The sequence below is a fragment of the Rhizobium sp. CF142 genome, assembly GCF_000281145.1.
In the GTDB taxonomy this organism is placed as follows: Bacteria; Pseudomonadota; Alphaproteobacteria; order Rhizobiales; family Rhizobiaceae; genus Rhizobium.
Window position 1 is genome coordinate 36,465 of record NZ_AJWE01000037.1, and the last position, 23,166, is coordinate 59,630.

Sequence of the window (23,166 nt, forward strand, 5' to 3'; positions counted from 1 at the left end):
GACGCGATTATCTGCCGACTTCCAGATCGAAGATGTGGCCCTGCCTGCCGGCAGAGCGACGAAGCGAACCCCGGTGGATCGCGGCAATGCGCTCCACGATCTTCAGGCCGATCCCAAGGCCGTCCGTATGGGCAGTGACATCGCATGCTTGCCGGATGCCGGCGGGGTGCCGGTCCTCGACACGGATCAGATTACGGCTGACCCGCACGACGATATCGGTATGCGCGGGCGTGTGGCGAACGGCATTGTCGATAAGGTTGCGCAGGGCATCCTTCAGCAGGGCCGGCACACCCTGCACGATGGCAGCATCCACCTGCGCGGAGAATTCCAGCGAGTGATCGTTCTCGTAGACCCAGGGCGCCAGCTGCTCCACCACGCTTGATGCAAGCGCGACGAGGTCAACCTCCTCGAACATGCCGTGATCGAAAGTATCGAGCCTTGCGAGCGCGGTGATCTGGCCGACGAAGCGCACGAGATCGTCGAGATCGGCTTCAGCCTTGCGTGCCCGCGGATGGTCGATATGGCCGAGCTCCAGCTTGATTGCTGCAAGCGGCGTGCGCACCTCGTGCGCGATGCCCGATGTCAGGATCTTCTGGGATCTCATCAGCTCGCCGACACGCTCGAAGGCCCGGTTGACGGCCACGGCGAGATGCGCGACCTCCCGTGGCATGTCCTGGAATTGCAGATGCGAGCGCGAATCCATCGGATCCATCCGTTCCGCCGCCTCGGCCGCAATCCGCACCGGCTTCAGCGCCTGGCGCACGGAAAGCAAGGTGGCGCCGAGCACCAGCACCAGGAGGATGCTCATCGGCACGATCATATGCGCGATCACTTCATTCCAGAGGACATCAGATATCACGTCCTGCGGATCGCCCATCGTCGCGACATCGACGACGAAGCGCTGGCCGCCGATCGTGAAGGCCCGCCCTCCGACCAGCGTCAACGGCTTGCCCGGCGCAAGCGACCGCAGCCAGAAATCCGGCGGGTTCACATCGGGCGGTAGGAAGCGGCTTTCGCAGGCGGAATCGCAGGACTGGAAAATCAGGTCGCCATCGGCCCCGCGAATACGCGCCACATAGCCGGTCTGTGCCTGCCCGTAACGACCCTCGACGCTGTCGGGAAGCCGGTAGTGCACGGTGTCGTTCTCCTCCGCCGTGATGCCGGAGGCAAGCCGCTCGGTCTCCTGCTCCACGAAGAGGCGCGAAAGCTCTCCGACATTCCAGTAATAGTCCGAAAAGATCACCACGAGCTGCACCACCATGGCCAGCACCGCAAAGAAGGCGATGCGCTGAGTCAGGATCGCGCCCAGCGTTGGCGATTTCACGCTCACCCGCGCGCCTCCCGCATCATGTAGCCGACACCCCTCACGGTCTCGATCAGCGCCTTGGTCGGGTGTCCGTCGAGCTTCTTGCGCAGTCTCGAAACCGCAAGCTCCACGGCATTGCTGCTGCGCTCGTCGCCGAATTCCGAGAAGGCATGCTCGATCTTCGGCTTGGGCACCACCTGGCCACCATTGCGCATCAACAGTTCGAGCAGACCCTTTTCTGAAGGCGCGAGCGCGATCTCGCCGCCGCCGCACATCACCCGCCGCGAGGCCACATCATATTGCAGCGCGGCGAATTCCAGCACAGGCATAGCGGTTGCCGGCGCACGCCGCGTCAGCGCGCGGATGCGAGCGATCAGCTCGCCATTGTGAAAGGGTTTGACGAGATAGTCGTCGGCACCGGCATCGAGCCCTGCAATGCGTTCGTCGACCGCGCCGCGCGCCGTGAGTACCAGCACCGGCATCTGAACCTTGGCGGCCCTGATCGACCGCAGAAACGCGATCCCATCCTCATCCGGCAGGCCGAGGTCGAGAAGCAGCAGGTCGTAGTCCGTTCCCTCAAGGGCAAGCCGACCTTCCTGCGCCAGCGCAAAAGCATCGATCTTCCAGCCGGCATCGCGGATGGCTTCGCAAAGTAGTTCGCGAAGCCGGGAACTATCCTCGATCAGCAGTATCCTCATGCCTTCTTTCGACCCGTGACCATCGACCAGACGAGATTTTCCCTGTGTCTCCAGCTTTCGATGATGGCAGCGCCCGCATGGGCGAAGGCAAGCACCATGATACCGTTTGCGATAGTGCCGTGCAGTTTTTCGAGCCACTTTTCGCCCCAGAAGGCGTCGAGCGTCGTCATCCAGCCGGTCAGCGCCGTTGCGGCCAGCAATGCCATCAGGAGCAGCATCATAACCGATGCCAGAGGATTGTGACCCAGGTAACGTTTCTCGCTGCTATCGATCATATCGAGTATCTGCTCCATCACCCTGCTTGGCGTCGGCAGGAAATCGGAAAAGCGAGCGTGTTTTGTACCGACGAAACCCCAGAGGATGCGAATGACGATTGCCGCAGCGACGACATAACCCGTGATGCGGTGCCAGTATTTGCCCTCTTCGAGAATGAAGAGGTTGAGCGCGCAGGCAGTCACGATCGTCCAGTGAAACAGCCTGACGACCGGGTCCCACACCCGAATCGTCTGCCGGGCGGCGTTGGAGGGCTGGGCGCCCTCCCTTTTCGACGAGATACCCGTCATCGCTCAATCGCCCTTCTGGACGATGTCGCCGGAAACCGGATTGAAATAGACCTCGGCGCGGTCGCCGTTCTTGTCCTTGCCGTAGATCTCGTAACAGTTGCCCGTGATCTCGAAGGTCTTGACCTTGTAGCCCATGGTCTCGATCTTCGCCTTCATGGCCGCCTCGGGCATCCATTTGGATTTCGGCTCCTTCGTGCAGCTTGGACTTGCCAGCGCCAAGGCCGGCGAAAACGACAGGATTGCGAGAGCGGCGATCAGTTTCAGCTTCATGATTTTACCCTTTGCTGCTGCCCCTTGCGGGCGACGGGCAGAGGGGTAGCGCGGCGAAGCTGTCTGTTTGCTGTCGGGGATCGCAGACGACCTCTCGCCGCCGAGAAATATCCTCCACGCCCTATCCGCTGCGCGGCAGCGGTCGCAGAAACAGGCGCTCGTAACTCCTGAACGGCGGATCGGCCCCGAAGCGTGCATTGGCCGCGATACTGTCAGGATCGGTGGCGACGCTGGCGCGGTAGTCGAGATAGGTTTCCTCATCCGGGAAGGTGAAGAGAGCGATGGCAATATTGCTCGCCCCATCCGCCCCGGCACCGGGAAAACTCAAGCCCGCCCCTCCTGGCTTTTCGCGCGGCATGAAATATCCATGATGCGTTCCGCCATAGCGCTCGATCAGCTGGACCCAGACCTCGGCATAAGCTTCGAATTCCGCGCGTTTCTTTGGATCGAGGCGGTAGCGCACCTCGCAGGTGACGGGCATGGTCGACATCAAGAAAATTCCTCCCATGTCAGCATATAGCTCATCAGGAGATGCCGGCCATGCACACACCGCCAGATCTAAGGGAATTGCAGGAAACGCGGCAGCGCCTGGAGGCGAAATACCTCCCCGCTTCGCCGTTCCGGCAGAGCTATGAGCGTCTCTGCCGGCGCTTCGATGACGATCTTGCCGATGAGCGGGACCGCCTGCTCAGCCAGTGCGCAAGCCTGATGCTGATAAAGTTCATTCAGGAGGATATTGCGGGTGTAACGGATTGATGCGGGCCATGGCGGCCGCAATTTTCACCTGACAACCGGCCGGAAATCCAGATTGATCGGCTGCTGCGGCAGGTTTCGCCGGTCCTGCATCTCCGCTGCGATCTCGGTGGTCGCGACAGTGTCGGCAACCCGCTCAAGCCGGAAACCGCGCGCCCAGAGCCTGCCGTGTCCGCGAAGCAGAAAGCCGTAATGGATGCTGGCGGCCTCCTTGGGAATATCGAGCACAACGGAACGTGCCGTCCAGCCAACCGTGCCGGAGACAGGCCCGCCTTCCGGCCGCGTCAGCATATTGTCGAAGCGCAGCGGCTGGCGTTCGGCCCCATCGATGCGCATCCAGATCGTGCCGAGCTCGGCCTCCTCGCAGCGGATCTGCGCTGTCAGGCAAAGCCTCGAACCGCGATAGAGATCGGCATCGATGCTCTGCATCATGCAGGCGAAGCGCTCGTTTCCGAGATCGAGGCTGCGCTCGGCAATGCATTCGATCAGCGCGCTGCCTGGCGACGATTGATCGAGGCCGAAACGGAAGCGCTGCGGGTTCGTGAAGCTGGTCGCAAACCAGCCCGAAGGCATCGGCAGCGGCTCCATCTTCGCCCTGGCGGTCTCGATCCGTGCCGAGAGCACATTCCAGTCTGTCAGGCCGAATTGCCGCGCCACCAGTTCCAGGCATTCGCTGTGGGAGATGTCGATATTGCGGGCCGCCAGCGACTGCCGCAGCACCCGTGCCATCGCCTTCGATTCCAGAAAGCTTTTCATCGGTCCATCCTCACCCGGGCGACTCTGAAAGAGGTCAGTGCTCGCATTGCTGATGAATCGCCGGGGCGGATCAGACCATGATAATATCAGTGCGTTCACCATTCCCCGGGGGGGAAGCGAGCGGCAGGCAACACTGGCCTGATTCGAAGCGTAACAGGCCCAATATCGGCGTCAAGCGGAGCCGCTGCTGCAATTTCCGGCCCCACAATTTCGGGCTTGTCGCGAATCGCGCCGGCCGCTACCTCTTGGACAAGGCTCTACCCAAGCCTCCTCCCTCCATCCGGGAAGCATCGTCCATGCGGGGTAATCGACGACAGAACCATCTGTTCGAGCACCGCATAAGGAGGGGTTGCGTTTCCGGCTCGCAATGGAGGTTTGAATGAAATTGTCTGCACCGATCTATCAATTGAAGCGCCGGGCGAAAGTGCTGGCGCGGACCGATACGATCCCGCTCCATCAGGCGCTGGACCGTATCGCCGAGGAAGAAGGCTTTCCGGCCTGGAGCCTGCTTGCCTCGCGCTATGAAACCGAGGGATCGACAACATCCATGCTGTCACAGCTTGCGGATGGCGACCTGTTGCTGATCGCCGCTCGTCCGGGACACGGTAAAACCCTGCTTGGCCTGCAGCTTCTCCTCGACGCCGTTGCAAAGGAGCGAAGGGCGACCTTCTTCACGCTCGAATATACCAAGCAGCAGACCCTGCAGCGCATCCATGCCCTGCCCGAAGGGGAAGCGCTTGGCGATAAGGTGGAGATCGTCACCTCGGACGAGATCAGCGCCGATTACATCATGCGCCATCTCGCCGGTGCCCCGCGGGGAACGGTCGCTGTCATCGACTATCTGCAGATTCTCGACCAGCAGCGCATCAAGCCGAGCCTTTCGGAACAGGTGACCGCGCTTCGCAGCTTTGCCCGTGAAACAGGCATCGTGCTGGCCTTCATCTCACAGATCGACCGGTCCTTCGAAGCCGATGGCAAGGGCTTGCCGGATCTGACCGACATCCGTCTGCCGAACCAGCTCGATCTCAGCCTGTTCACCAAGGCCTGCTTCCTGCACGATCGCGAAGTCCGGCTTCAGCGCGTGGCCTAAATCGTAAAGCGAGGGCCAGTGTCCGCCGGACGCCGGCCCTCAGCTTTCTGGTGACCGCTGCGGCTGCACCGAGAATGCATCCGACGTCATTCCCTGCCGCATGCGCTTCGTCGCGAAGTCGACGAAGGCCCTGAGCTTGGGCAGCGACTGGCTGCGGCTCGGGTAATAGAGGCAGAGCCCCGGCACATCGCGGGCGTGATCCTCCAGCACCGGAATGAGGCTTCCCTGCTCGATATAGTGCCTGATGACCGAGCCGACCGTGTAGAGAAAGCCGACGCCGCGAAGGGCTGCCCGGATCGAGGCTTCGTAGTCGTTGAGAATGAGCGGACCATCGACCGCAACCTTCAGGCTCTCGCTGCCATCGACGAATTCCCAGGTCCGCGACACCTGCCCGCCTCGCCGGGTCAAGAGAACGGGCAACCCCTGCAGCTCTCGCGGATGGCCGGGCCTGGGATATTTCCTGAGCAGGCTCGGCGCGCCGACAACAACGAACTTGTCCGGCGGCGTCAGCCAGGTCGAGACCATATCGAGCTCGATCGTATGCCCGAGCCGGATGCCGGCATCGAACCCTTGCTCGACGATGTTGGTGAACTCGTCATCGCCGACAAGTTCCAGACTGATGCCAGGATAGGCCTCGTGGAAATCAGGCAGCAGGCTGTTGATCAGCAGCGAAACCGCCGGGCGCGGCGCATTGATGCGCAGGTTACCACTCGGCTGTTCGCCGAGATCACGGGCGGCGTTCACGCCGGCCTGAAACATCGCTGCTGCCGGCTTGGCATGCGCAAGCAGCTTCTGGCCCGCTTCCGTCAGCCGCACGCTGCGGGTCGTCCTTGCAAACAGCGCAGCCCCCACCCGCCGTTCCAGCGTCTGGATGCCCTGGCTGATCGCCGATGGGGTCAGGCCCAGCTGACGTGCGGCTGCGCGAAATCCATTCTGCTCGGCCACTGCCAGAAATATGGCAAGACCATCCAGTTCCGCTCGGTCCATTGTGCAGCCTTGCTTTACAGCGTGATCAGATAGGGGCTAATTATCAAACAATAGGCTGCATGCCATATCTTGGCAAGAAGCGCGGCCAACAGCTTTCCGCCCTTCCAAACCTTGATCGGCAATCCCTCGGGCTCGGTGTCCTCTCGATCGAAGAGGCGCGCCTTCACGCCTACCCTAAAAAAAGAGAATTCCATGAAAATCTACGACAGACCGGGCTTCCCAAACCCCATGCGCATCCGCATCGTGCTGGCGCAAAAGGGTCTGGATTCCGAAATCGAGTTCGTGCCGGTCGACCTTATCGCCGCCGAGCACAAGCAGCCCGCCTTCCTTGCGAAGAACCCATCGGGCGTACTGCCGGTGCTGGAACTGGATGACGGCACGCTGATTTCCGAAAGCATAGCGATTACCGAATATCTCGACAATCTCGATGGAAAGCCGGAGCTCACCGGCCGCACCCCGAAGGAAAAGGCTCTCATCCATATGATGCAGCGGCGCGCCGAGGCCTATGTGCTCGACCCCGTCGGCATCTACTTCCATCACGCCACACCCGGCCTCGGCGCGGCATTGCAGGCCTTCAAGAGCCCACAATGGCCGGGCCGCACCGAAATGGGCGAGCGCGAGGGCGAGAAGGCAAAGGAGGGTCTGCGCTATTTCAACGAGATCCTCGGCAAGCAAGCCTTCCTGACAGGCGAGACCTATTCGATGGCCGACATCACCTTGCTCGCCGGCCTCGCCTTCGCCGAAGTCGCCGGCATCGTCCCGTCAGGCCTCGACGCACTGACGCAGTGGCAGGCGCGCATGGCTGATCTGCCCGCCGTCAAGAACCGCAGCGGCCAGAACTTTCTCCCCGACGATCTCAAGCGCTTGGGCTTCTGAACTCAGCCGCGATAGCGCAGCGCATCCACCACCACGGCGAAGGCCGGCGTCGGTTGGCGCCGGCTGGGATAATAGAGGTGGAAGCCTGAAAAGGGCGGGCACCAGTCTGCAAGCACGCGGGTCAGTCGGCCCGCCTCGAGATCGCCGCGAATTCGGTCTTCCAGCACGAAGGCGAGACCCGCGCCCGCAATGGCCGCCTTCACGGCCAGCGCGCCGGTATTGACCGCGAGCTGGCCCTCCACTCGCACGCGCAGCTCCCGGCCGCCCTGCTCGAATTCCCAGGCATAGAAGCCGCCCGCCGTCGGCAGTCGCAGATTGATACAATTGTGCTCCGTCAGGTCATGCGGTGTGTGCGGGCGATCTCGCCCCTCGAAATAACCGGGGGAGCCGACGACGGCCATCCTGACATCCGGGCCGATGCGCGCGGCCACCATGTCCTTCGCAACCTGTTCGCCGAGCCGCACGCCGGCATCGAGGCGTTCGGCGACGATATCGGTCAAGCCGTTATCAACAAGGATTTCGATGGCGATATCGGGATATTGCGGCAGCAGCCTCTCCACGGTCGGGAGGAGGATCAGCTCTGCTGCCTGCTCGCCTGCCGAAATGCGCACTGTGCCCGAGGGCTTTTCGCGCAGCGCCGATAGTTGCGCGAGCTCCGCGTTGATCTCCTCAAGCCGCGGCCCGACCGACTGGATCAGCCGCTCGCCGGCAACGGTCGGCGAAACCTTGCGCGTCGTGCGGGTGAGCAGCCGCAGGCCCATCCGCTCTTCGAGGCCGCGCACCGTCTGGCTGAGTGCGGATTGCGAAACCCCAAGCATGGCAGCAGCCCGCGTAAAACTGCCCTCGCGCGCGACGGTCAGGAAAGCGGAGATGTCGTCAAGGTTAGTCCGGCTCATTCATAAGGTGTCCTAATAGGTTCATGCGGAATTTAGCTCCTAATCGCAGAACTGCGTAGACGCTAAATGAAGATCAACAGAAATTATCCGCAGGCAAGGACATCAGACATGCAGATCAAACGAAGCGGCTTCGCACCCTCCGTTCCGGGTCCGGAGGCCTATTTCACCGGAACCGTGCGTCTCGACTCCCGTTTCGACAACGATGATCCCGACCGCGTCGGCGGCGCCACGGTGACTTTCGAGCCGGGGGCGCGCACCGCCTGGCACACCCATCCGCTCGGCCAGACGCTCATCGTCACCTCCGGCCTCGGCTGGGCGCAGCGCGAAGGCGGCCCGATCGAGGAGATCCGGCCGGGCGACATCGTCTGGTTCGCACCTGGCGAAAAGCACTGGCACGGCGCCACGGCAAGCACGGCCATGAGCCACATCGCCATCGCTGAAAAGCTGAACGGTAGTCCCGTCGACTGGATGGAGAAGGTCACGGACGAACAATATCACCTGATGGAGACACGATAATGCAGAAGCGCAAACTCGGAACGCATGGCCCCGAAGTCTCGGCCCTCGGCCTCGGCTGCATGGGGCTGAGCTATGGCTACGGCCCGGCGACTGAAAAGCAGGCCGCCATCACCCTCATCCGCACCGCTTTCGACCGCGGCGTGACCTTCTTCGATACGGCCGAAGCCTATGCCCAGGGCGCCAATGAGGAACTGCTCGGCGAAGCACTCGAACCCTTCCGCGGCCAGGTGGTGATCGCCACCAAATTCGGCTTTCGCGACGGTGATGTCAGCAAGGGCCAGGACAGCAGCCCCGAGCGCATCCGTGAGGTCGCCGATGCCGCTTTGAAGCGGCTGCGCACGGATTGCATCGATCTCTTCTACCAGCACCGCGTCGATCCCGAAGTGCCGATGGAAGATGTCGCCGGTGCGGTGAAGGATCTGATCGCCGCCGGCAAGGTCAAGCATTTCGGCATGTCCGAGGCCGGCGCCGGTTCGATCCGCCGGGCGCATGCGGTCCAGCCCGTCGCCGCCCTGCAGAGCGAATATTCCCTCTGGTGGCGCGAGCCCGAGAAGGAAATCCTGCCGCTGCTCGAAGAACTCGGCATCGGCTTCGTTCCGTTCAGCCCGCTCGGCAAGGGTTTCCTGACAGGCGCGATCACCGAGAACACCAGTTTCGACAAGACGGATTTCCGTAACGTCGTGCCGCGCTTTTCGGAAGAAAACCGTAAGGCCAATCAAGGCCTCGTGGCGGTGCTATCAGGCATCGCCGCCGCCAAGCAAGCGACGGCGGCCCAGATCGCGCTCGCCTGGCTGCTGGCGCAAAAGCCGTGGATCGCACCGATCCCCGGAACTACCAAGCTGCACCGGCTGGAAGAGAATATCGGCGGCGCGGCAATCGAACTAACGGCGCAGGATCTGCAGGATATCGAAGCGGCGTTGGCGGATGTCACCGTGCAGGGAGATCGCTACCCGGCTCATTTGCAGGCGCGTGTTGGGCGGTAAGCGGAAGGCACCGAGAGGACTTGTCATGGCTGACAATATCAGGTCGGATAGTGGGCAAGGTTGAGCCCGTGGCCCCTCATCCGACCCTTCGGGCCACCTCTCCCCGATGGGGAGAAGGGGTGCGCAGCGACGTCCAGCCACCCCTCAAAGCGTCCTGATTCGTTGCAGACAGCGCTACAGGCTCCCCCTTCTACGCTGCGGGGAGAAGGTGCCCGAAGGGCGGATGAGGGGGCCACGGGCGCCAGCAGAAGCACGCAGCGATTTTCTGTGAAAACAACGAGATAGAGCATTTCCGTTATCAAAACAGGCCGACGATGCTCTGCAAAAGGAATGACCATGTCTGACAACATCAAGGGAAAAACCGTCGTCATCACCGGCGCCAGCAGCGGCCTCGGCGAAGCGACCGCCCGTCATCTCGCCAATGCCGGCGCCAAGGTCGTGCTGGGTGCCCGGCGGCTCGACAGACTGCAGGCGCTCTCGAATGAACTCGGCCTGCCCGAAGGTTCCGCCATCGAGACCGACGTGACGCAGGCCGATCAGGTCAAGCACCTCGTCGATCACGCCGTCCGTCTGCATGGTCGCATCGACGTCATCGTCAACAATGCCGGCCTCATGCCGCACTCGCCCTTGGAGCGCGGCAAGATCGACGATTGGGACCGGATGATCGATGTGAACCTCAAAGGCGTGCTCTACGGCATTGCCGCCGCCCTTCCCCATATGAAAGAGCAGAAGAGCGGCCATATCATCAACGTCTCATCGGTCGCTGGCCACAAGGTTCGCCCCGGCAGCGCCGTTTACGCGGCGACCAAGACTGCCGTCCGCATCATTTCGGAGGGCCTGCGCCAGGAGGTGAAGCCCTACAATATCCGCACGACGATCGTCTCGCCCGGTGCTGTGGAGTCCGAGCTGCCGCAGAGCATTACCGAGGCCGATGTCGCGGCCGGCATTGCGGATTTCTACGAACGCTACGCCATCCCGGCCGAGAGCTTCGCAAGGGTCGTCGCCTTCGCGATCGCCCAGCCTGATGATGTCGATATCAACGAGATCCTGTTCCGGCCGACGGCGCAGGAACTCTGACGGGAACAAGCTGGCAGACGAAGCAACCTTCAGCACAAAGTTGCATAAATGCCGCAATGCCGCAGCCGATATCATCGGGCTGCGGCGTTGCTCTCCCCTTTGCGCCGATCATTTGCTATCGATACCCGCGAAGAGCATAGGCGTATCGAGGTAGACTTTGCCTAAGTAAGTACCGGTCTCAATCCAGTTTCACCCCTATCGCCGGATAGCCGCGGGCTATCGGCGGTTGAACACGTTCATCGGGTGGCGGCAAGAGACCGGTTTGGCATTGTTCCGAACGCCAGTGCAGCTCCGCTGTCTCTGCTCTTCACCCACCCGAAAGCATCGCCACGCCGCACCCTCATGGGTTTTCTCACGCGCCATCTTGGTGGACTTCCGAACGGAAGACCAAGATACTATGTGCTGTGCACTTCGGGTCCGATGGACCATTACCCCGAAAACCGCCCCCCAGCCCTGGATTGCCTGTGGCGGATGCGGCGGATTGAAAGCCTTTCAATCGAGCGACAAGATCCGGTTAAACGCCAATGGCCGCAAGCTCGATGCCTGGCTGATCTATAAATGCCTGGCCTGCGACAAGACCTGGAACCGGCCGCTCTTCGAGCGCAAGAATGTCCGCGACATCGGTCCGGCAACGCTCGACGCACTCCAGTCCAACGATGTCAAATGGATCCGCGCCGAAAGCTTCAACCTCGACGCACTGAAACGCAAGTCGCAGCGCGTCGACGAATTCCCTGAATTCGAGATCGCCAAGGAGGTGCTGCGCGAGGCCGCCGGCTGGACGCGGCTGGAGATCGAGCTGATGGTGCCCTTGCCTGCTGGCACACGCCTCGACCGTCTGCTGGCATCCGAGCTCAAGCTCTCACGCACGCGGCTTCAGACGCTCCATGAGAAAGGCCTGCTCCGGACGAATTCCGATCGCACCGACATCCTGCGGCGGCGTATCAGGACCGGCATCGAAGTGATGGTCGACCTCGCGACCGTCGCGGATCGCGAGCTCTCCTGGGGACCCCTGGCGACCGGCAGTCCCCGATAGCCTGCAGCGCGAAGGCCTGTATGCCGGGCCTTCGTCACCGAGCCTGTCCGCGCCGGCGGTGGCGATCAGCTCAATCCCGGCGATGTGGCGAGCGAGACGACTGCATCAGCCTGTGGGCGCCGTCCATGAATGCGATGGGGTTTCAGCCGGTCTTGCGATGTCAGCGGATTATCCGTTTCGATTGCCCGGAAGATATCCTGCAGTTCGGGCTCCTCGACGAGAAGCGCCGCTTCGCCCGCGGAAATCCAGATCTTCTGCCTCTCCGCATATTCGCGAAAATGGGCGGCCTCGCTCTCCAGTCGCAGCAGATGGATCGAGACCGTCAGCGGCGTGCTGTGATCCTTCAGATAGCTGTAATAGCCGAGCGGCTTCTTCCGGACCTTGCCGATGATTCCAGCTTCTTCGAAGGCCTCGCGCTGAGCACGGCGATAAGGCTTTTCCTTCCTCTCCAGATAACCCTTCGGGATCACCCATCGTCCGGTATCGCGGCTGGTGATGAGCAGAACGCTCAGCCTTCCGCCTCTCTCGACACGGCAGCAGATGGCACCACACTGATCGACCCCGGGGCGACCTGCCCTTGACGGAGTTTCCTCTTTCAATTCAATTAAATGCCTGGATAGCTGCATGGTCCGCTCGTTATCTCCTTCTCCTTGCATGGAAAATAGAGCGCAACATCAGATCGAAAATGCTAACCCCTAAAATTAGGGTATCCGATGCATCGTGCGGCCCCCTGCCTCAGGGAAACAGGCTTGCAATCCCATAGAAGGCTGCGGCGATAGCAGCAGCGGCCGGCATGGTGACGACCCAGGCGATGACGATATTGCCGGCAACACCCCAGCGCACGGCCGAAAGACGCCGCGCTGCCCCCACGCCGATGATTGCTCCGGTGATCGTGTGCGTCGTCGACACGGGAATGCCGAGCCAGGTCGCAGCAAACAGCGTCAGCGCCCCGCCGGTTTCGGCGCAGAAACCCTGCATCGGATTAAGCCTGGTGATTTTCGAGCCCATCGTGTGAACGATCCGCCAGCCGCCGAAGAGCGTGCCGAGCGCCATGGCCGACTGACAGGAGATGACCACCCAGAGCGGCACATGAAAGCTGGGGCCGAGCTGCCCCTGGCTGAAGAGAAGAACGGCGATGATGCCCATGGTCTTCTGCGCATCGTTGCCGCCATGGCCGAGCGAATAGAGTGAGGCCGAGACGAACTGCATGAAGCGGAAGGTGCGGTCGACGGCAAAGGGCGTCTGGCGCACGAAAAGCCAGGAGACGACGAGGACGAAAAACAGCGCGAGAAGGAAGCCGATTGCCGGCGACATGACGATCGCACCGACCGTCTTCAACAAGCCGCCCCAGACGATGGAGCTGAAGCCGACCTTCGCAAACCCCGCCCCGACAAGCCCGCCGACCAGCGCATGCGAGGACGACGAGGGAATGCCGAACAGCCAGGTGACGATGTTCCAGACGATCGCTCCCATCAGCGCCGCAAAGATCACCTGCGGCGAGACGATGGCCGGGTCGATGATGCCGGTGCCGAGCGTTTCGGCGACATGCAGGCCGAAGAACAGGAAGGCGATGAAATTGAAGAAGGCGGCCCAGGCGACGGCATATTGCGGCCTCAGAACCCGGGTGGAAACGATGGTCGCGATCGAGTTTGCTGCATCGTGCAACCCGTTCAGGAAATCGAAGAACAGTGCGACGCCGATCAGACAGACCAGCAACGGAAGAGAGAGTGTGGCTTCCATCAGACGTTCTCGATGACGACGCCGCTGATTTCGTTGGCCACGTCCTCGAACCGGTCGACGATCTTTTCCAGGCTGGAGTAGATCTCGCTGCCGATCATATAGGCCATGGCATTGCCGCTGGCGCCATGCCGGCGATAGAGATCCCTCAGGCCCTCGTCATGCAGTTCGTCCGAGCGCCCCTCGACCCGGGTGATCTCTTCGGCGATGACAGCGAGCCGCTGTGCATTCGCACCCATCTTGTTGAGAAGCGGGATTGCTTCCTCCATCAGCGCCGCCGCCTTGACGATCTCCCCGCCCATCTCCTGCATCAGCGGGTCGAAACTCGTCTGCTCGAACAGGCGGATGATCTTCACCGTCTTGTGCATCATGTCGATCGCATCATCCATGGACTGGATCAGATCCTTGATGTCGCCGCGATCAAAGGGCGTGATGAAGCTGCGCCGGACGGCGACCAGCACTTCGCGGGTAATGTCGTCAGCCTGGTCTTCCAGTGCGATGATCTTGTCGCAATTCTCTTCGACCGCCTCGCCCTTCAACAGCTTTTCCATAGCATGGGCGGCTGCGACGACCGTTTCCGAATGCCTGCAGAACATCTCGAAGAAGCGGTCCTCCCGCGGCATCATCTTGCGAAACACGCTCATCATCTCGGGCGATCCTTCCTGAACCGGGGACTGTCGTAGAAGACTGTCACAAATCTGTCATAAAGCGTCGCAGGCAATTGATCGAAAAAGTAAAATTTGACAATGCTAGATGTCATGAAATCCCGCAAAAAAGACGCAAAATCCCCCGCCGGACCATCAAAGCCCCTGCTGAAGCAGCTTGCAGAGCGACCCGAGAAGCTTTTCTCCGGCGCCTTTCGCCAGCAATATGGCGCGCTCTGCTTCCGTTACCGAAACGGCGGTCCCGAGGCTGATCGCCCCGAAATCGAAGTCCTCGTCGTCACCACGCGCGACAGCGGCCGCTGGATCATTCCCAAGGGCTGGCCGATGAAAAAGAAGAAACCGCATGAGGCAGCCGCCATCGAAGCCTGGGAGGAAGCCGGCGTGCGCGGAACGGTGAGCAAACAGCCGGTCGGCCGCTACACCTATCTGAAAGAACTGGATGACGGCGACGTCGCGCCCTGCATCGTCGATATCTTCCAGATCGAGGTGGAGCACACGCAAGGGCAGTTCCGCGAAACCGGCCAGCGCATGCTGGATTGGGTGAGCCCCGACGAAGCGGCACGGCGCGTGCGCGAACTCGAATTGAAATCCCTGCTCGTCGATTTCCGCCCCCGGCACGGCAGGCGGCAGCGCAAGAAGAAGGGCTGATCGGCTGACATCCGGGTTCCGTCATTTCGCACTTACAACCATCACCTGTTTGACGCCGCGCCGCCATCATTAAACGGCGGATAAGCCGCAATTGGAGTTCAGCTTCGCGCAAGTGGCAGGAATTGGTCTGTCCGAATGGGGGAAACACCGATGCCCGGAGCATCATCGAGCGCGCGCATGCAAACAGGCTTCCACGCGATTTTCATCCTGCTGGTTCTTTGCCTGAGACCCGCAGTCGGAATGCCGCGATGTCCTCCGCAGAATGAGCTGCTGGCAAAGGCGAAGGTGGTGGTCGAGGCCAGCGTGAAATCGCTGTTCATCGGTGAATCCGGTTTGATCGTGACAAACGAATTCCCGACCCGGATGATCCGGGCGGATCTGGAGATCAGGAGGGTCATCAAAGGCGACTTCGCTGGAAAGGAGGTGACGGTGTATGGCGCAATGTTTCCGCCGGGACCGTACCGGGAGTTGAGCCTGATGGCACTATTGGCCGGGTTTGACGGTCACGACACCTTCGAATGGGAGCTTTCATCTTACGAGCTCGGGGATACCGGCATGTCGTTCTTCGTAATGAGCGACTGCATATACCACAAATTTCCCGACTTCATTGCCAATCCGCAATGAGCGGCCGTCGATGCAGCCCTACTCGCGGTCGCTCCGCTTCTCCTGCGACATGAGCCGGCTGAGCGTGGTTGCCGGGATCGCGTCGGCGGCATAGGTGAAGGTGCCCGATGATTTTACCTCCTCGGCCGCCCGCAGCAGCGCACCAAGTGCCGCGCGCGCAAAGGACCCGCCGACACTCACCCGGCGCACGCCTGCCGCCGAGAGTTCGGCAACGCTGTAGCGCGGCCCCTTCAGGCCCATCACCACATTGACGGGCTTGTCGACGGCGGCGCAGACGGTTCGGATGGCGTCGATATCAGGCAGGCCTGGTGCATAGAGCACATCGGTGCCGGCCGCCGAGAAAGCCTGCAGCCGCTTGATCGTGTCATCGAGATCGGGTCGCTCCCAGAGAAAATTCTCCGCCCTCGCCGTCAGCAGGAAAGGCAGTTTCCGCGCCGCCTCCGCCGCGGCCTGCACGCGCTCGACGGCCTGCGAGAGATCATAGATCGGCCTTGCCGGATCGCCGGTGGCATCCTCGATCGATCCGCCGACGAGCCCGATCGCGGAGGCGAGCCGGATCGTTTCGGCGCAGATCTCGGGCGCCGCACCAAACCCGTCCTCGAGATCGGCCGATACGGGAAGATCGGTTGCCCCGACGATCTCGCCGGCATTGTCGAGGATCTCGCCACGCTTCAGGCTCGCAAAGGAATCCCGCTTGCCCTTGGAAAAGGCATAACCGGCGCTGGTGGTTGCCAGGGCCTCGAAACCGAGGCTCGTCAGAATCCGGGCCGAGCCGGCATCCCACGGGTTCGGTATGACGAATGCCTCATCCCGTTGATGCAATGCCTTAAACCGTTCGAACTTCGCCTGTTGCTCCGCCACGACTCTCCTCCTGCGCAAATGACAGCGAGGCCAGACTAGCAGTCGCGAACAAAATGTGAACGATTTTGTGCCGCCTACTCGGATTTTGCTGGTGGCAGCGGCCAAGCATCAGTTACGCAGCCGATACCCCGTCTTGAAGATCCAGCCGAGCGTGCTGAGGCAAATCACCAGAAACAGCGAGATCATCCCAAGGCTGACCAGCGGATTGACATCGGCAATCCCGTAAAAACTCCAGCGGAAACCGCTGACGAGATAGAGCACTGGGTTGAAATGGCTGACGGCCTGCCAGAAGGGCGGCAGCATGTTGATCGAGTAGAAGCTGCCGCCGAGGAAGGTCAGCGGCGGGACGACCAGCATGGGGATAAGGTTCAACTGCTCGAAATTCGTCGCCCAGATGCCGATCATGAAGCCGAACAGGCTGAAGCTGATCGCCGTCAGTAGGAAGAACAGCACCATCATGAAGGGATGCTCGATGCGGACATCGACAAAGATATTCGCGGTTAGCAGGATGATGACGCCGATGATCAGCCCCTTGGTGGCCGCTGCTCCGACATAGCCGATCAGGATCTCCGTCATGGCGACGGGGGCCGAGAGGATCTCGTAGATCGTGCCGGTGAATTTCGGGAAATAGATGCCGAAGGAACCGTTGCCGATGCACTGGCCGAGCAGCGTCAGCATGATGAGGCCGGGCGTGATGAAGGCGCCGTAGGAGACTCCCTCCACCTCCTGGATGCGCGAGCCGACGGCTGCGCCGAAGACGATGAAATAGAGCGAGGTGGAAATGACGGGCGATATGACGCTCTGAAGCAGCGTGCGCCGGGTGCGTGACATCTCGAAGTAATAGATGGATTTGATCGCCTCGAAGTTCATTTTGCGGCTCCCACCAGCGATACGAATATGTCTTCGAGCGAGCTCTGCCGCGTCGAGAGATCCCGGAAATGGATGTTGTTCTGGCCAAGCCGCGTCAGAAGCGACGCCACGCTCTCGTGTTCGTTGCGGGTGTCGAACTCATAGACAAGGCGATTTCCCTCGGCCTCGATCGACAGGCCGTTGCCGGCAAAACAGTCGGGGAGTTTTTCCAGGGGGTCGTTGAGTTCGAGGATCAGCTGCTTGCGGCCGAGCTTGGCCATCAGCGCCTGCTTGTCTTCGACGAGCAGCAGTTCGCCGCCATTGATGACGCCGACGCGGTCGGCGATCTCTTCGGCCTCTTCGATATAGTGCGTCGTCAGGATGATGGTCACACCCGAGGCGCGCAGCCGCTCGACGACATGCCACATGTCCTTGCGCAGCGTCACGTCCACGCCCGCCGTTGGCTCGTCGAGGAAGAGGATGGAGGGCTCGTGCGATAGCGCCTTGGCGATCAGCACGCGCCGCTTCATGCCACCGGAGAGCTGGCGCAGCGTGTTGTCCTTCTTGTCCCAGAGAGACAGGTCGCGCAGCACCTTTTCGATATGAGCGGGATTGGCCCTCTTGCCGTGCAGCCCGCGCGAAAAGCTGACCGTATTCCACACCGTCTCGAACTGGTCGGTGGTCAGCTCCTGCGGCACCAGGCCGATCAGCGTGCGCGTGGCGCGGAAATCCTTCACCACATCATGCCCGTCGACCACGACCGCGCCGCCGCTCGGATTGGCGATGCCGCAGATGATCGAGATCAGCGTCGTCTTGCCCGCCCCGTTCGGCCCGAGCAGCGCCAGGATTTCGCCGCGTTCGATTTCGAGGTTGATGCCCTTCAGCGCCTGGAAGCCGTTTGCATAGGTCTTGGTGAGATTCTGGACGGAAATGATCGGTGCCATGGGGCTCTTTGCGGATATCAGGTCGAATTCGCCCGCTATATAGCCCCTTTGTGAAGCTTTGACATCCACAGGCGCCTGAACACAGCATTCACACGATCCGGCTATCCGCCAAAAAAGTCAGGCACGGACGTTCATCCACAGGACAGATCGGGCCTATGAAAAGAAAATCACCGCCCGGTTTGCCATGTCATCAATCGGTGATGTTCGTCCCTCATAAACACACCCGAGGACAGCACCGGCCTCCGCCCGCCGCCCACCCCTTTGCGGAGCCGCCCTCATGGCGATCTCGTTACGCCTTCTGCTGACCTCGGCATTGTAGTGAAATTTATTGTCAGTCACGAAATGCAAGGAGCCGGCCCAGTATCCCCTGTTCAGCCGCGTTCGTCTAAGCCGGCCCTGTGCCGGCTTTCTTTTTTCAGCAGACGAGAACCGATCCAGCGAAACAATGTGTCCGGCGTGCAGTACCCTGTCCGCAGCGGCCTCAATTCAACCACCCGAACACTTCAACCCGCCGCCAAAAACCTCTACCCTGACCCCAGCACAACCTGGATTGGCCGAACCGTCATGAACGAGCCGCACCCCATTTCGCCGTCAGGACAAAAGCTTGTCTCCATCGAGGAGATCGTCGATATCAAGCCGCGACGGCCGCTGGCGACGACGCGGGATCGGGGATGGAGCGGAGTGACGGTCGATCTCTATCGGCCGCGGCTCGATTGTTCGCAGACCTATCCGGCCCTCGATCACCATCTGATTTCCTATTGCCCCTCCGGCCGCGCCCGGCTGATTCAGCGGCGCAACGGGGTCGTCCATGAAGGCACGATTTCGGCCGGCATGTCGCTTCTGATGCCGGCGGGCTGCGTATCGACCTGGGAGGGCCGCACGCCGACATCGGCGCGGCTGCGCGTTCCGGCCCGGTTGGTGGCGGCGGCCGGCGAAGAGCTTGGGTCGCACGCGGCGGCAAGCATCGAAATCAGGAATATATTCGAAACCCGCGACAGGTTGATCGAGCATATGGCGCTCGTACTGCTCGCCGAACTGGAGCAGCAGGCCCATCCCGCCCAGGCGCTGATCGTCGACCAGGTCTCCGCCGCCATCGCCGCGCATCTCCTGAGGGCCTATAACGCCTTTGGCATTGCGGAGCGCCGCACGCTGCCCGGCCTCGGCAAGGCCGAGATCGAGCGCATCACCAGCTATATCGAGGACAATCTCGACAGGATGATCGGACTTGCCGAGCTGGCCGCCCTCGTCGATGTCAGCCGCTTTCATTTCGCCCGGCTTTTCAAGCAGAGCACCGGCGTGAGCCCGATCAATTTCGTCGAACAGCGGCGGATCGAGCGCGCCCGGGTGCTGATTGCCGAAACCGATACGTCGCTGGCGGAAGTGGCCCTCGCGACCGGCTATTCCGACCAGAGCCATTTCACCCGGCGTTTCCACCGCCTGACGGGCGGCACGCCCGCCGCTTTTGCGCGCGAACACGGACGTCGGCTGCGCCGCCGCCCGCCGAATTAGGGCCAGGTTTTGCTCGAAGCAAGCGGCCGCCTGCACGGAGCGATCAGCTGTTTCGCTCCGGCATGCAAAAGGTTACTTTAAGGCGAAAAAATAAACGGCTCGCCTGCCTGCCGCCGCCGCCCTATTTTGTTCCTCTCGGCCCTGTTTTTGACCCCTATCTGATGGGATGAGCGATGCCCGATATAACCAACCGCGTCATGGCCGTGCGCCAGCATGTCGACGAAACCGTTGTTACCGCGATGGCGCATCTGATCGAAGACGCACCGGATTTTCGCCTGAACCGCGTCAATCCGCTGGCCTTTGCGCAGACGAACGGGCTCGGCGAACAGGAGAGCATCGCCGCCTTCCTGCATGCAACCCAGCTCGGCCTTTTCGAACTCTCCTGGAACGTCGTCTGTCAAAGCTGCGGCGGCGTGCTCTATCAGGCGGAATCGCTGCAGGGCATCGACCAGCACCACTATAATTGTTCCTTCTGTGCGCTCGATTGCGAACCGACGCTCGACGAAACAGTGGAGATCACCTTCACGGTCGACCCGCGCATCCGCCACATCGCCGCCCACGATCCCGACAGCCTGCCGCTCTGGGACTATACGCGCCAGATCTTCTGGAGTTCCGGCAGCGACCTACCCGAGCATCTTGCGCCCATCGTCGGCGAGGTCGTTCTCGACGCATTCGAGATTGCGCCGGGTGCGCGCATGGGCCGCCAGGTTCAGATGAGCGAGGGTGTGGCGATCCTCTTCGATCCTGTGACCCACAGCTCGCGCTTCCTGGAGGTGACCGGCGAACCGGCCGAAGGCCAGCGCCTGTCGATCGAGATCGATGACGCACATCAGGCCGGCGAAACGCTGCGGGTGGCGCCCGGCCTTCTGTCGCTCGATCTGGAAAACCGGACGAACCGCAGGATCATACCGATCCTCTGGATCGCCGGCGAGGCGCTGGAAGCGATCCTTACGCGGCGTGTGCCTGTCCTGACTGCCAAGCGGCTGCTCACCCACCAGACCTTCCGGGATATCTACCGCACCAATGTTCTCGATCTCAACCAGCGCTTCAGGATCACCAGCCTGACCTTCCTGTTCACCGACCTGAAGGGATCGACCGAACTCTACGAGCGGATCGGCGACCTTGCCGCTTTCGATCTGGTGCGCTCGCATTTCCAGCTCATGTATCAGGTCGTTTCCGCCCATGGCGGCGCGGTGGTCAAGACGATCGGCGATGCGATCATGGCAACCTTTCCGAGCCCGGCACAGGGCGTGGCCGCCGCGCTCGACATCCGCAAGGTGATCGATGAACTCAACCGGCGCGACAGCCGCGACGACCTGTTCCTGAAGGTCGGCCTCCATAGCGGCCCTTGCCTTGCCGTGCTGATGAACGAGCGGCAGGATTATTTCGGCCAGACGGTCAATGTCGCCTCGCGCCTGCAAGCGATCGCCACCCCGGACATGATCTTTGCAACGACACCGGTGGTCGAGGACGAGGAGGCGCGTGCGCTGCTTGCCGCGCGCGGCCGCAGCCTGCACGGCACCACCGCCTTCCTGCGCGGGCTCAGCGGCGAAATACCGGTTTACGGCATTCCCGCCTGAACTGAGAGCGACAGCAAGGCGGTACCAGGAGCCGCAACACCCTTCAATACGGGCCTGAATTTTTCACCCTTAATGGCTCGGACACGCCATTGAGGGGAATTTACCATGAACGAACTTGCCGCCGTCATTCCGTTTCGCGCCAAGGCCGGAAGCGGAGAGGAGGTCGCACGTCTGATTGCAAGCGCGCTGCCGCATGTCGAGGATGAGGCCGGCACGACGACCTGGCTCGTGCTGCGTTCCGAAGCCGATCCCGATCTGATCTTCCTCGTCGATCTCTTCGCCAATCCCGAAAGCCGCAATGCGCATATGAGCGGGCAAGCGGCAAAGCTGATCCTTGCAAACGTGCCGCCGCTGCTTGCTGAGTCGCCCTCCATTCATCCAGCAACGATCGTTGCACGCAAACCCGCGTCCGGCAGAGGCGACAGGTGAGTATCCCAGCGCGGATCAAGAGAGCCGGCAGGAGCAGGTAACCTTTCGGCTGCTGCAGCGAACTTCAAGACAGGTGGATCACACCGCCCCAGACGACTGAACGGTCCTCTGGCCATCCTTAAAAACCGGAGAATAGCAATGTCCAATCGCATCCTGTCCACGCTCGTCGTCGGCGCCTTCGCCAGCGCCATCGGTGCCCTCTCGGCCCTGCCGGCTGGTGCCGAAGAATTCACCGACGCGCAGAAGAAGATCCAGGCAGAACACACCGCCCTGGTGAAATCCGGCAAGGTCGAGCCCTGCTTCGGCACGGCGTTGAAGGGCCAGAACGATTGCTACGCCGGCGCCGGCACGACCTGCGCAGGCACGAGCACCGTCGACTACCAGGGCAACGCCTTCAAGCTCGTTCCGAAGGGCACCTGCACCACCATGTCCACGCCGAAGGGTGCCGGCAGCCTCACTCCCAAGGCCTGATCCGACGCCGATCCGGGAGGCCTGCTCCGGGCAGGACCGGATGACCGCCCGCCGGAAGACTGCCCCAAGGACCGACATCCTCCGAAGACTTGCCTCCCGAAAAGACCGGCCCGCTCCTGCGCGGGCCGGTCCCATCCCGACCGATGCCAGGTGCCCCATGCAAAGTCCAGACATTGCCCTCCCTGATCAAGACATGCCGGCCCGCGCCGGTGTCGGCCTCAAGGCAGAGCATTACCGCCACATCATCGACACCCTGCCCGATATCGGCTTCTTCGAGGTGCATGCGGAAAACTACATGGGCGAAGGCGGCCCGCCGCATCGTTATCTCGCCGCTGTGCGCGAGCATTATCCGCTGTCGCTGCATGGCGTCGGCCTGTCGATCGGCGCCGACCGGCCGCTCGACAGGCAGCATCTTTTCCGGCTGAAGGCGCTGAACGAGCGCTACCGGCCCGCACTCTTTTCCGAACATCTCGCCTGGTCGTCGCATGATGCCGGCTTTTTCAACGATCTGCTGCCGCTCCCTTATACGAACGAGACGCTGTCTCGCGTCACCGACCACATAAACGAGGTGCAGCAGGCGCTCGGGCGGCAGATGCTGCTCGAAAACCCCTCGACCTATTTGGCCTTTGCCGAAAGCAGCTGGTCGGAGATCGATTTCATCACCGAGATCGTGCAACGCACCGGCTGCGGCCTGCTGCTCGACGTCAACAATGTCTATGTCGCCTCCACCAACCAGCTCTGGGACCCCGTCGCCTATATCGATGCCTATCCGCTCGACCATGTCAGGGAAATCCATCTGGCCGGCCATGCGCGCGAGGCGGACGAGGAAAACCGGCCGCTGCTGATCGACACGCATGACCGCCCGGTCGATGCCATCGTCTGGGACCTCTACGCCCATGCCATCGCCCGCATCGGGCCGGTGGCGACGCTGATCGAATGGGATGCCGATCTTCCGGAATGGCCTGTTCTGGCCGGCGAAGCGGCGCGCGCCGAAAGGCTGATGCGCCAGGCGGCATCGGGACAGATACGCGCGGCTGCCGAATGA

28 protein-coding genes are annotated in these 23,166 nt (G+C 61.7%); 14 read left to right on the plus strand and 14 right to left on the minus strand.

Annotated features, from left to right (window positions below; translation table 11 throughout):
- Positions 1-7: 7 nt before the first annotated feature.
- The 5 genes from PMI11_RS10315 to PMI11_RS10335 form a co-directional block, all read right to left on the minus strand.
- Complete coding sequence (locus PMI11_RS10315) at positions 8-1,330, minus strand: sensor histidine kinase (protein WP_007816377.1); 1,323 nt, start codon at positions 1,328-1,330, stop codon at positions 8-10.
- Positions 1,327-2,004, minus strand: a complete 678-nt coding sequence (locus PMI11_RS10320; protein ID WP_007816379.1) for a response regulator — start codon at positions 2,002-2,004, stop codon at positions 1,327-1,329. Before PMI11_RS10320 ends, PMI11_RS10315 begins: the two co-directional genes overlap by 4 nt.
- A complete protein-coding gene (locus PMI11_RS10325; RefSeq protein ID WP_007816381.1) occupies positions 2,001-2,567 on the minus strand; it encodes a cytochrome b/b6 domain-containing protein in 567 nt (188 codons plus the stop codon). Before PMI11_RS10325 ends, PMI11_RS10320 begins: the two co-directional genes overlap by 4 nt.
- 3 nt (positions 2,568-2,570) lie before the next feature.
- Entirely contained in the window at positions 2,571-2,837 is a 267-nt protein-coding gene (locus tag PMI11_RS10330) for a PepSY domain-containing protein (protein WP_007816383.1), read from the minus strand.
- A 121-nt stretch (positions 2,838-2,958) separates the two neighbouring features.
- Positions 2,959-3,327: an NIPSNAP family protein gene (locus PMI11_RS10335; protein WP_007816385.1), complete on the minus strand. Its 369-nt coding sequence runs from the start codon at positions 3,325-3,327 to the stop codon at positions 2,959-2,961.
- A gap of 50 nt (positions 3,328-3,377) precedes the next feature.
- Between PMI11_RS10335 and PMI11_RS10340 the strand changes: the two genes are divergently transcribed.
- Positions 3,378-3,593 carry a hypothetical protein gene (locus PMI11_RS10340; RefSeq protein WP_007816387.1) on the plus strand — a complete coding sequence of 72 codons (216 nt, stop codon included), beginning with the start codon at positions 3,378-3,380 and terminating at the stop codon, positions 3,591-3,593.
- Between the two features lie 24 nt (positions 3,594-3,617).
- On the opposite strand, the gene PMI11_RS10345 is transcribed toward PMI11_RS10340, so the two are convergent.
- Positions 3,618-4,346, minus strand: a complete 729-nt coding sequence (locus PMI11_RS10345; protein ID WP_007816389.1) for a glyoxalase superfamily protein — start codon at positions 4,344-4,346, stop codon at positions 3,618-3,620.
- 379 nt (positions 4,347-4,725) lie between these two features.
- Here PMI11_RS10345 and PMI11_RS10350 point away from each other — a divergent pair, with 379 nt between their 5' ends.
- Entirely contained in the window at positions 4,726-5,436 is a 711-nt protein-coding gene (locus PMI11_RS10350; RefSeq protein ID WP_007816390.1) for a DNA helicase, read from the plus strand.
- A gap of 39 nt (positions 5,437-5,475) precedes the next feature.
- On the opposite strand, the gene PMI11_RS10355 is transcribed toward PMI11_RS10350, so the two are convergent.
- Positions 5,476-6,423 carry a LysR family transcriptional regulator gene (locus tag PMI11_RS10355; protein ID WP_007816391.1) on the minus strand — a complete coding sequence of 316 codons (948 nt, stop codon included), beginning with the start codon at positions 6,421-6,423 and terminating at the stop codon, positions 5,476-5,478.
- A gap of 192 nt (positions 6,424-6,615) precedes the next feature.
- Here PMI11_RS10355 and PMI11_RS10365 point away from each other — a divergent pair, with 192 nt between their 5' ends.
- Entirely contained in the window at positions 6,616-7,299 is a 684-nt protein-coding gene (locus PMI11_RS10365) for a glutathione S-transferase family protein (protein ID WP_007816392.1), read from the plus strand.
- A 2-nt stretch (positions 7,300-7,301) separates the two neighbouring features.
- Here PMI11_RS10365 and PMI11_RS10370 read toward each other — a convergent pair whose 3' ends face one another.
- Entirely contained in the window at positions 7,302-8,195 is an 894-nt protein-coding gene (locus PMI11_RS10370) for a LysR family transcriptional regulator (protein WP_007816393.1), read from the minus strand.
- A gap of 108 nt (positions 8,196-8,303) precedes the next feature.
- On the opposite strand from PMI11_RS10370, the gene PMI11_RS10375 reads away from it, so the two are divergent.
- The 4 genes from PMI11_RS10375 (at position 8,304) to PMI11_RS10390 (ending at position 11,804) form a co-directional block, all read left to right on the plus strand.
- A complete protein-coding gene (locus PMI11_RS10375) occupies positions 8,304-8,711 on the plus strand; it encodes a (R)-mandelonitrile lyase (RefSeq protein WP_007816394.1) in 408 nt (135 codons plus the stop codon).
- Complete coding sequence (locus PMI11_RS10380) at positions 8,711-9,694, plus strand: aldo/keto reductase (RefSeq protein ID WP_007816395.1); 984 nt, start codon at positions 8,711-8,713, stop codon at positions 9,692-9,694. Before PMI11_RS10375 ends, PMI11_RS10380 begins: the two co-directional genes overlap by 1 nt.
- Positions 9,695-10,030: 336 nt before the next feature.
- Entirely contained in the window at positions 10,031-10,771 is a 741-nt protein-coding gene (locus PMI11_RS10385) for an SDR family oxidoreductase (RefSeq protein ID WP_007816397.1), read from the plus strand.
- A 481-nt stretch (positions 10,772-11,252) separates the two neighbouring features.
- On the plus strand, positions 11,253-11,804 hold the full coding sequence (locus PMI11_RS10390) for a DUF1062 domain-containing protein (RefSeq protein ID WP_244430552.1): 552 nt from the start codon (positions 11,253-11,255) through the stop codon (positions 11,802-11,804).
- Positions 11,805-11,869: 65 nt separating this feature from the next.
- On the opposite strand, the gene PMI11_RS10395 is transcribed toward PMI11_RS10390, so the two are convergent.
- The 3 genes from PMI11_RS10395 to PMI11_RS10405 all read right to left on the minus strand — a co-directional run bounded on the left by PMI11_RS10395 (position 11,870) and on the right by PMI11_RS10405 (position 14,188).
- Positions 11,870-12,460, minus strand: coding sequence for an NUDIX domain-containing protein (locus tag PMI11_RS10395; protein ID WP_081493233.1), 591 nt, complete (start codon positions 12,458-12,460; stop codon positions 11,870-11,872).
- A 79-nt stretch (positions 12,461-12,539) separates the two neighbouring features.
- The gene (locus PMI11_RS10400; RefSeq protein ID WP_007816402.1) at positions 12,540-13,544 is read right to left on the minus strand and encodes an inorganic phosphate transporter; all 1,005 of its coding nucleotides are present in this window, start codon (positions 13,542-13,544) and stop codon (positions 12,540-12,542) included.
- The gene (locus PMI11_RS10405) at positions 13,544-14,188 is read right to left on the minus strand and encodes a DUF47 domain-containing protein (RefSeq protein WP_007816404.1); all 645 of its coding nucleotides are present in this window, start codon (positions 14,186-14,188) and stop codon (positions 13,544-13,546) included. The genes PMI11_RS10400 and PMI11_RS10405 overlap by 1 nt, the downstream gene beginning before the upstream one ends.
- 111 nt (positions 14,189-14,299) lie before the next feature.
- Here PMI11_RS10405 and PMI11_RS10410 point away from each other — a divergent pair, with 111 nt between their 5' ends.
- The gene (locus PMI11_RS10410) at positions 14,300-14,854 is read left to right on the plus strand and encodes an NUDIX hydrolase (RefSeq protein WP_037071071.1); all 555 of its coding nucleotides are present in this window, start codon (positions 14,300-14,302) and stop codon (positions 14,852-14,854) included.
- Between the two features lie 150 nt (positions 14,855-15,004).
- Positions 15,005-15,478, plus strand: coding sequence for a hypothetical protein (locus PMI11_RS10415; RefSeq protein ID WP_244430553.1), 474 nt, complete (start codon positions 15,005-15,007; stop codon positions 15,476-15,478).
- Between the two features lie 18 nt (positions 15,479-15,496).
- Here the strand turns inward: PMI11_RS10415 and PMI11_RS10420 are convergent, their stop codons facing one another.
- The 3 genes from PMI11_RS10420 to PMI11_RS10430 form a co-directional block, all read right to left on the minus strand.
- Positions 15,497-16,339, minus strand: coding sequence for an isocitrate lyase/PEP mutase family protein (locus PMI11_RS10420; protein WP_007816411.1), 843 nt, complete (start codon positions 16,337-16,339; stop codon positions 15,497-15,499).
- Positions 16,340-16,447: 108 nt separating this feature from the next.
- On the minus strand, positions 16,448-17,209 hold the full coding sequence (locus PMI11_RS10425) for an ABC transporter permease (RefSeq protein ID WP_007816414.1): 762 nt from the start codon (positions 17,207-17,209) through the stop codon (positions 16,448-16,450).
- Positions 17,206-18,132, minus strand: coding sequence for an ABC transporter ATP-binding protein (locus PMI11_RS10430; RefSeq protein ID WP_037071072.1), 927 nt, complete (start codon positions 18,130-18,132; stop codon positions 17,206-17,208). Before PMI11_RS10430 ends, PMI11_RS10425 begins: the two co-directional genes overlap by 4 nt.
- Positions 18,133-18,696: 564 nt before the next feature.
- On the opposite strand from PMI11_RS10430, the gene PMI11_RS10435 reads away from it, so the two are divergent.
- The 5 genes from PMI11_RS10435 (at position 18,697) to PMI11_RS10455 (ending at position 23,166) form a co-directional block, all read left to right on the plus strand.
- The gene (locus PMI11_RS10435) at positions 18,697-19,641 is read left to right on the plus strand and encodes a helix-turn-helix domain-containing protein (protein WP_007816417.1); all 945 of its coding nucleotides are present in this window, start codon (positions 18,697-18,699) and stop codon (positions 19,639-19,641) included.
- 173 nt (positions 19,642-19,814) lie between these two features.
- A complete protein-coding gene (locus tag PMI11_RS10440; protein WP_007816420.1) occupies positions 19,815-21,221 on the plus strand; it encodes an adenylate/guanylate cyclase domain-containing protein in 1,407 nt (468 codons plus the stop codon).
- A 105-nt stretch (positions 21,222-21,326) separates the two neighbouring features.
- Positions 21,327-21,650, plus strand: coding sequence for a putative quinol monooxygenase (locus PMI11_RS10445; RefSeq protein WP_007816422.1), 324 nt, complete (start codon positions 21,327-21,329; stop codon positions 21,648-21,650).
- A gap of 138 nt (positions 21,651-21,788) precedes the next feature.
- Positions 21,789-22,121 carry a BufA1 family periplasmic bufferin-type metallophore gene (locus tag PMI11_RS10450; RefSeq protein WP_007816424.1) on the plus strand — a complete coding sequence of 111 codons (333 nt, stop codon included), beginning with the start codon at positions 21,789-21,791 and terminating at the stop codon, positions 22,119-22,121.
- Between the two features lie 157 nt (positions 22,122-22,278).
- On the plus strand, positions 22,279-23,166 hold the full coding sequence (locus PMI11_RS10455; RefSeq protein ID WP_007816426.1) for an MNIO family bufferin maturase: 888 nt from the start codon (positions 22,279-22,281) through the stop codon (positions 23,164-23,166).

Coding starts and splice junctions, on each gene's coding strand:
- PMI11_RS10440 (WP_007816420.1), top strand. CDS start 19,815: ATGCCCGATATAACCAACCGCGTCATGGCCGTGCGCCAGCATGTCGAC.
- PMI11_RS10345 (WP_007816389.1), bottom strand. CDS start 4,346: ATGAAAAGCTTTCTGGAATCGAAGGCGATGGCACGGGTGCTGCGGCAG.
- PMI11_RS10335 (WP_007816385.1), bottom strand. CDS start 3,327: ATGTCGACCATGCCCGTCACCTGCGAGGTGCGCTACCGCCTCGATCCA.
- PMI11_RS10375 (WP_007816394.1), top strand. CDS start 8,304: ATGCAGATCAAACGAAGCGGCTTCGCACCCTCCGTTCCGGGTCCGGAG.
- PMI11_RS10395 (WP_081493233.1), bottom strand. CDS start 12,460: ATGCAAGGAGAAGGAGATAACGAGCGGACCATGCAGCTATCCAGGCAT.
- PMI11_RS10410 (WP_037071071.1), top strand. CDS start 14,300: ATGAAATCCCGCAAAAAAGACGCAAAATCCCCCGCCGGACCATCAAAG.
- PMI11_RS10445 (WP_007816422.1), top strand. CDS start 21,327: ATGAACGAACTTGCCGCCGTCATTCCGTTTCGCGCCAAGGCCGGAAGC.
- PMI11_RS10320 (WP_007816379.1), bottom strand. CDS start 2,004: ATGAGGATACTGCTGATCGAGGATAGTTCCCGGCTTCGCGAACTACTT.
- PMI11_RS10435 (WP_007816417.1), top strand. CDS start 18,697: ATGAACGAGCCGCACCCCATTTCGCCGTCAGGACAAAAGCTTGTCTCC.
- PMI11_RS10330 (WP_007816383.1), bottom strand. CDS start 2,837: ATGAAGCTGAAACTGATCGCCGCTCTCGCAATCCTGTCGTTTTCGCCG.
- PMI11_RS10425 (WP_007816414.1), bottom strand. CDS start 17,209: ATGAACTTCGAGGCGATCAAATCCATCTATTACTTCGAGATGTCACGC.
- PMI11_RS10355 (WP_007816391.1), bottom strand. CDS start 6,423: ATGGACCGAGCGGAACTGGATGGTCTTGCCATATTTCTGGCAGTGGCC.
- PMI11_RS10405 (WP_007816404.1), bottom strand. CDS start 14,188: ATGATGAGCGTGTTTCGCAAGATGATGCCGCGGGAGGACCGCTTCTTC.
- PMI11_RS10340 (WP_007816387.1), top strand. CDS start 3,378: ATGCACACACCGCCAGATCTAAGGGAATTGCAGGAAACGCGGCAGCGC.
- PMI11_RS10380 (WP_007816395.1), top strand. CDS start 8,711: ATGCAGAAGCGCAAACTCGGAACGCATGGCCCCGAAGTCTCGGCCCTC.
- PMI11_RS10385 (WP_007816397.1), top strand. CDS start 10,031: ATGTCTGACAACATCAAGGGAAAAACCGTCGTCATCACCGGCGCCAGC.
- PMI11_RS10455 (WP_007816426.1), top strand. CDS start 22,279: ATGCAAAGTCCAGACATTGCCCTCCCTGATCAAGACATGCCGGCCCGC.
- PMI11_RS10370 (WP_007816393.1), bottom strand. CDS start 8,195: ATGAGCCGGACTAACCTTGACGACATCTCCGCTTTCCTGACCGTCGCG.
- PMI11_RS10325 (WP_007816381.1), bottom strand. CDS start 2,567: ATGACGGGTATCTCGTCGAAAAGGGAGGGCGCCCAGCCCTCCAACGCC.
- PMI11_RS10430 (WP_037071072.1), bottom strand. CDS start 18,132: ATGGCACCGATCATTTCCGTCCAGAATCTCACCAAGACCTATGCAAAC.
- PMI11_RS10350 (WP_007816390.1), top strand. CDS start 4,726: ATGAAATTGTCTGCACCGATCTATCAATTGAAGCGCCGGGCGAAAGTG.
- PMI11_RS10450 (WP_007816424.1), top strand. CDS start 21,789: ATGTCCAATCGCATCCTGTCCACGCTCGTCGTCGGCGCCTTCGCCAGC.
- PMI11_RS10365 (WP_007816392.1), top strand. CDS start 6,616: ATGAAAATCTACGACAGACCGGGCTTCCCAAACCCCATGCGCATCCGC.
- PMI11_RS10400 (WP_007816402.1), bottom strand. CDS start 13,544: ATGGAAGCCACACTCTCTCTTCCGTTGCTGGTCTGTCTGATCGGCGTC.
- PMI11_RS10415 (WP_244430553.1), top strand. CDS start 15,005: ATGCCCGGAGCATCATCGAGCGCGCGCATGCAAACAGGCTTCCACGCG.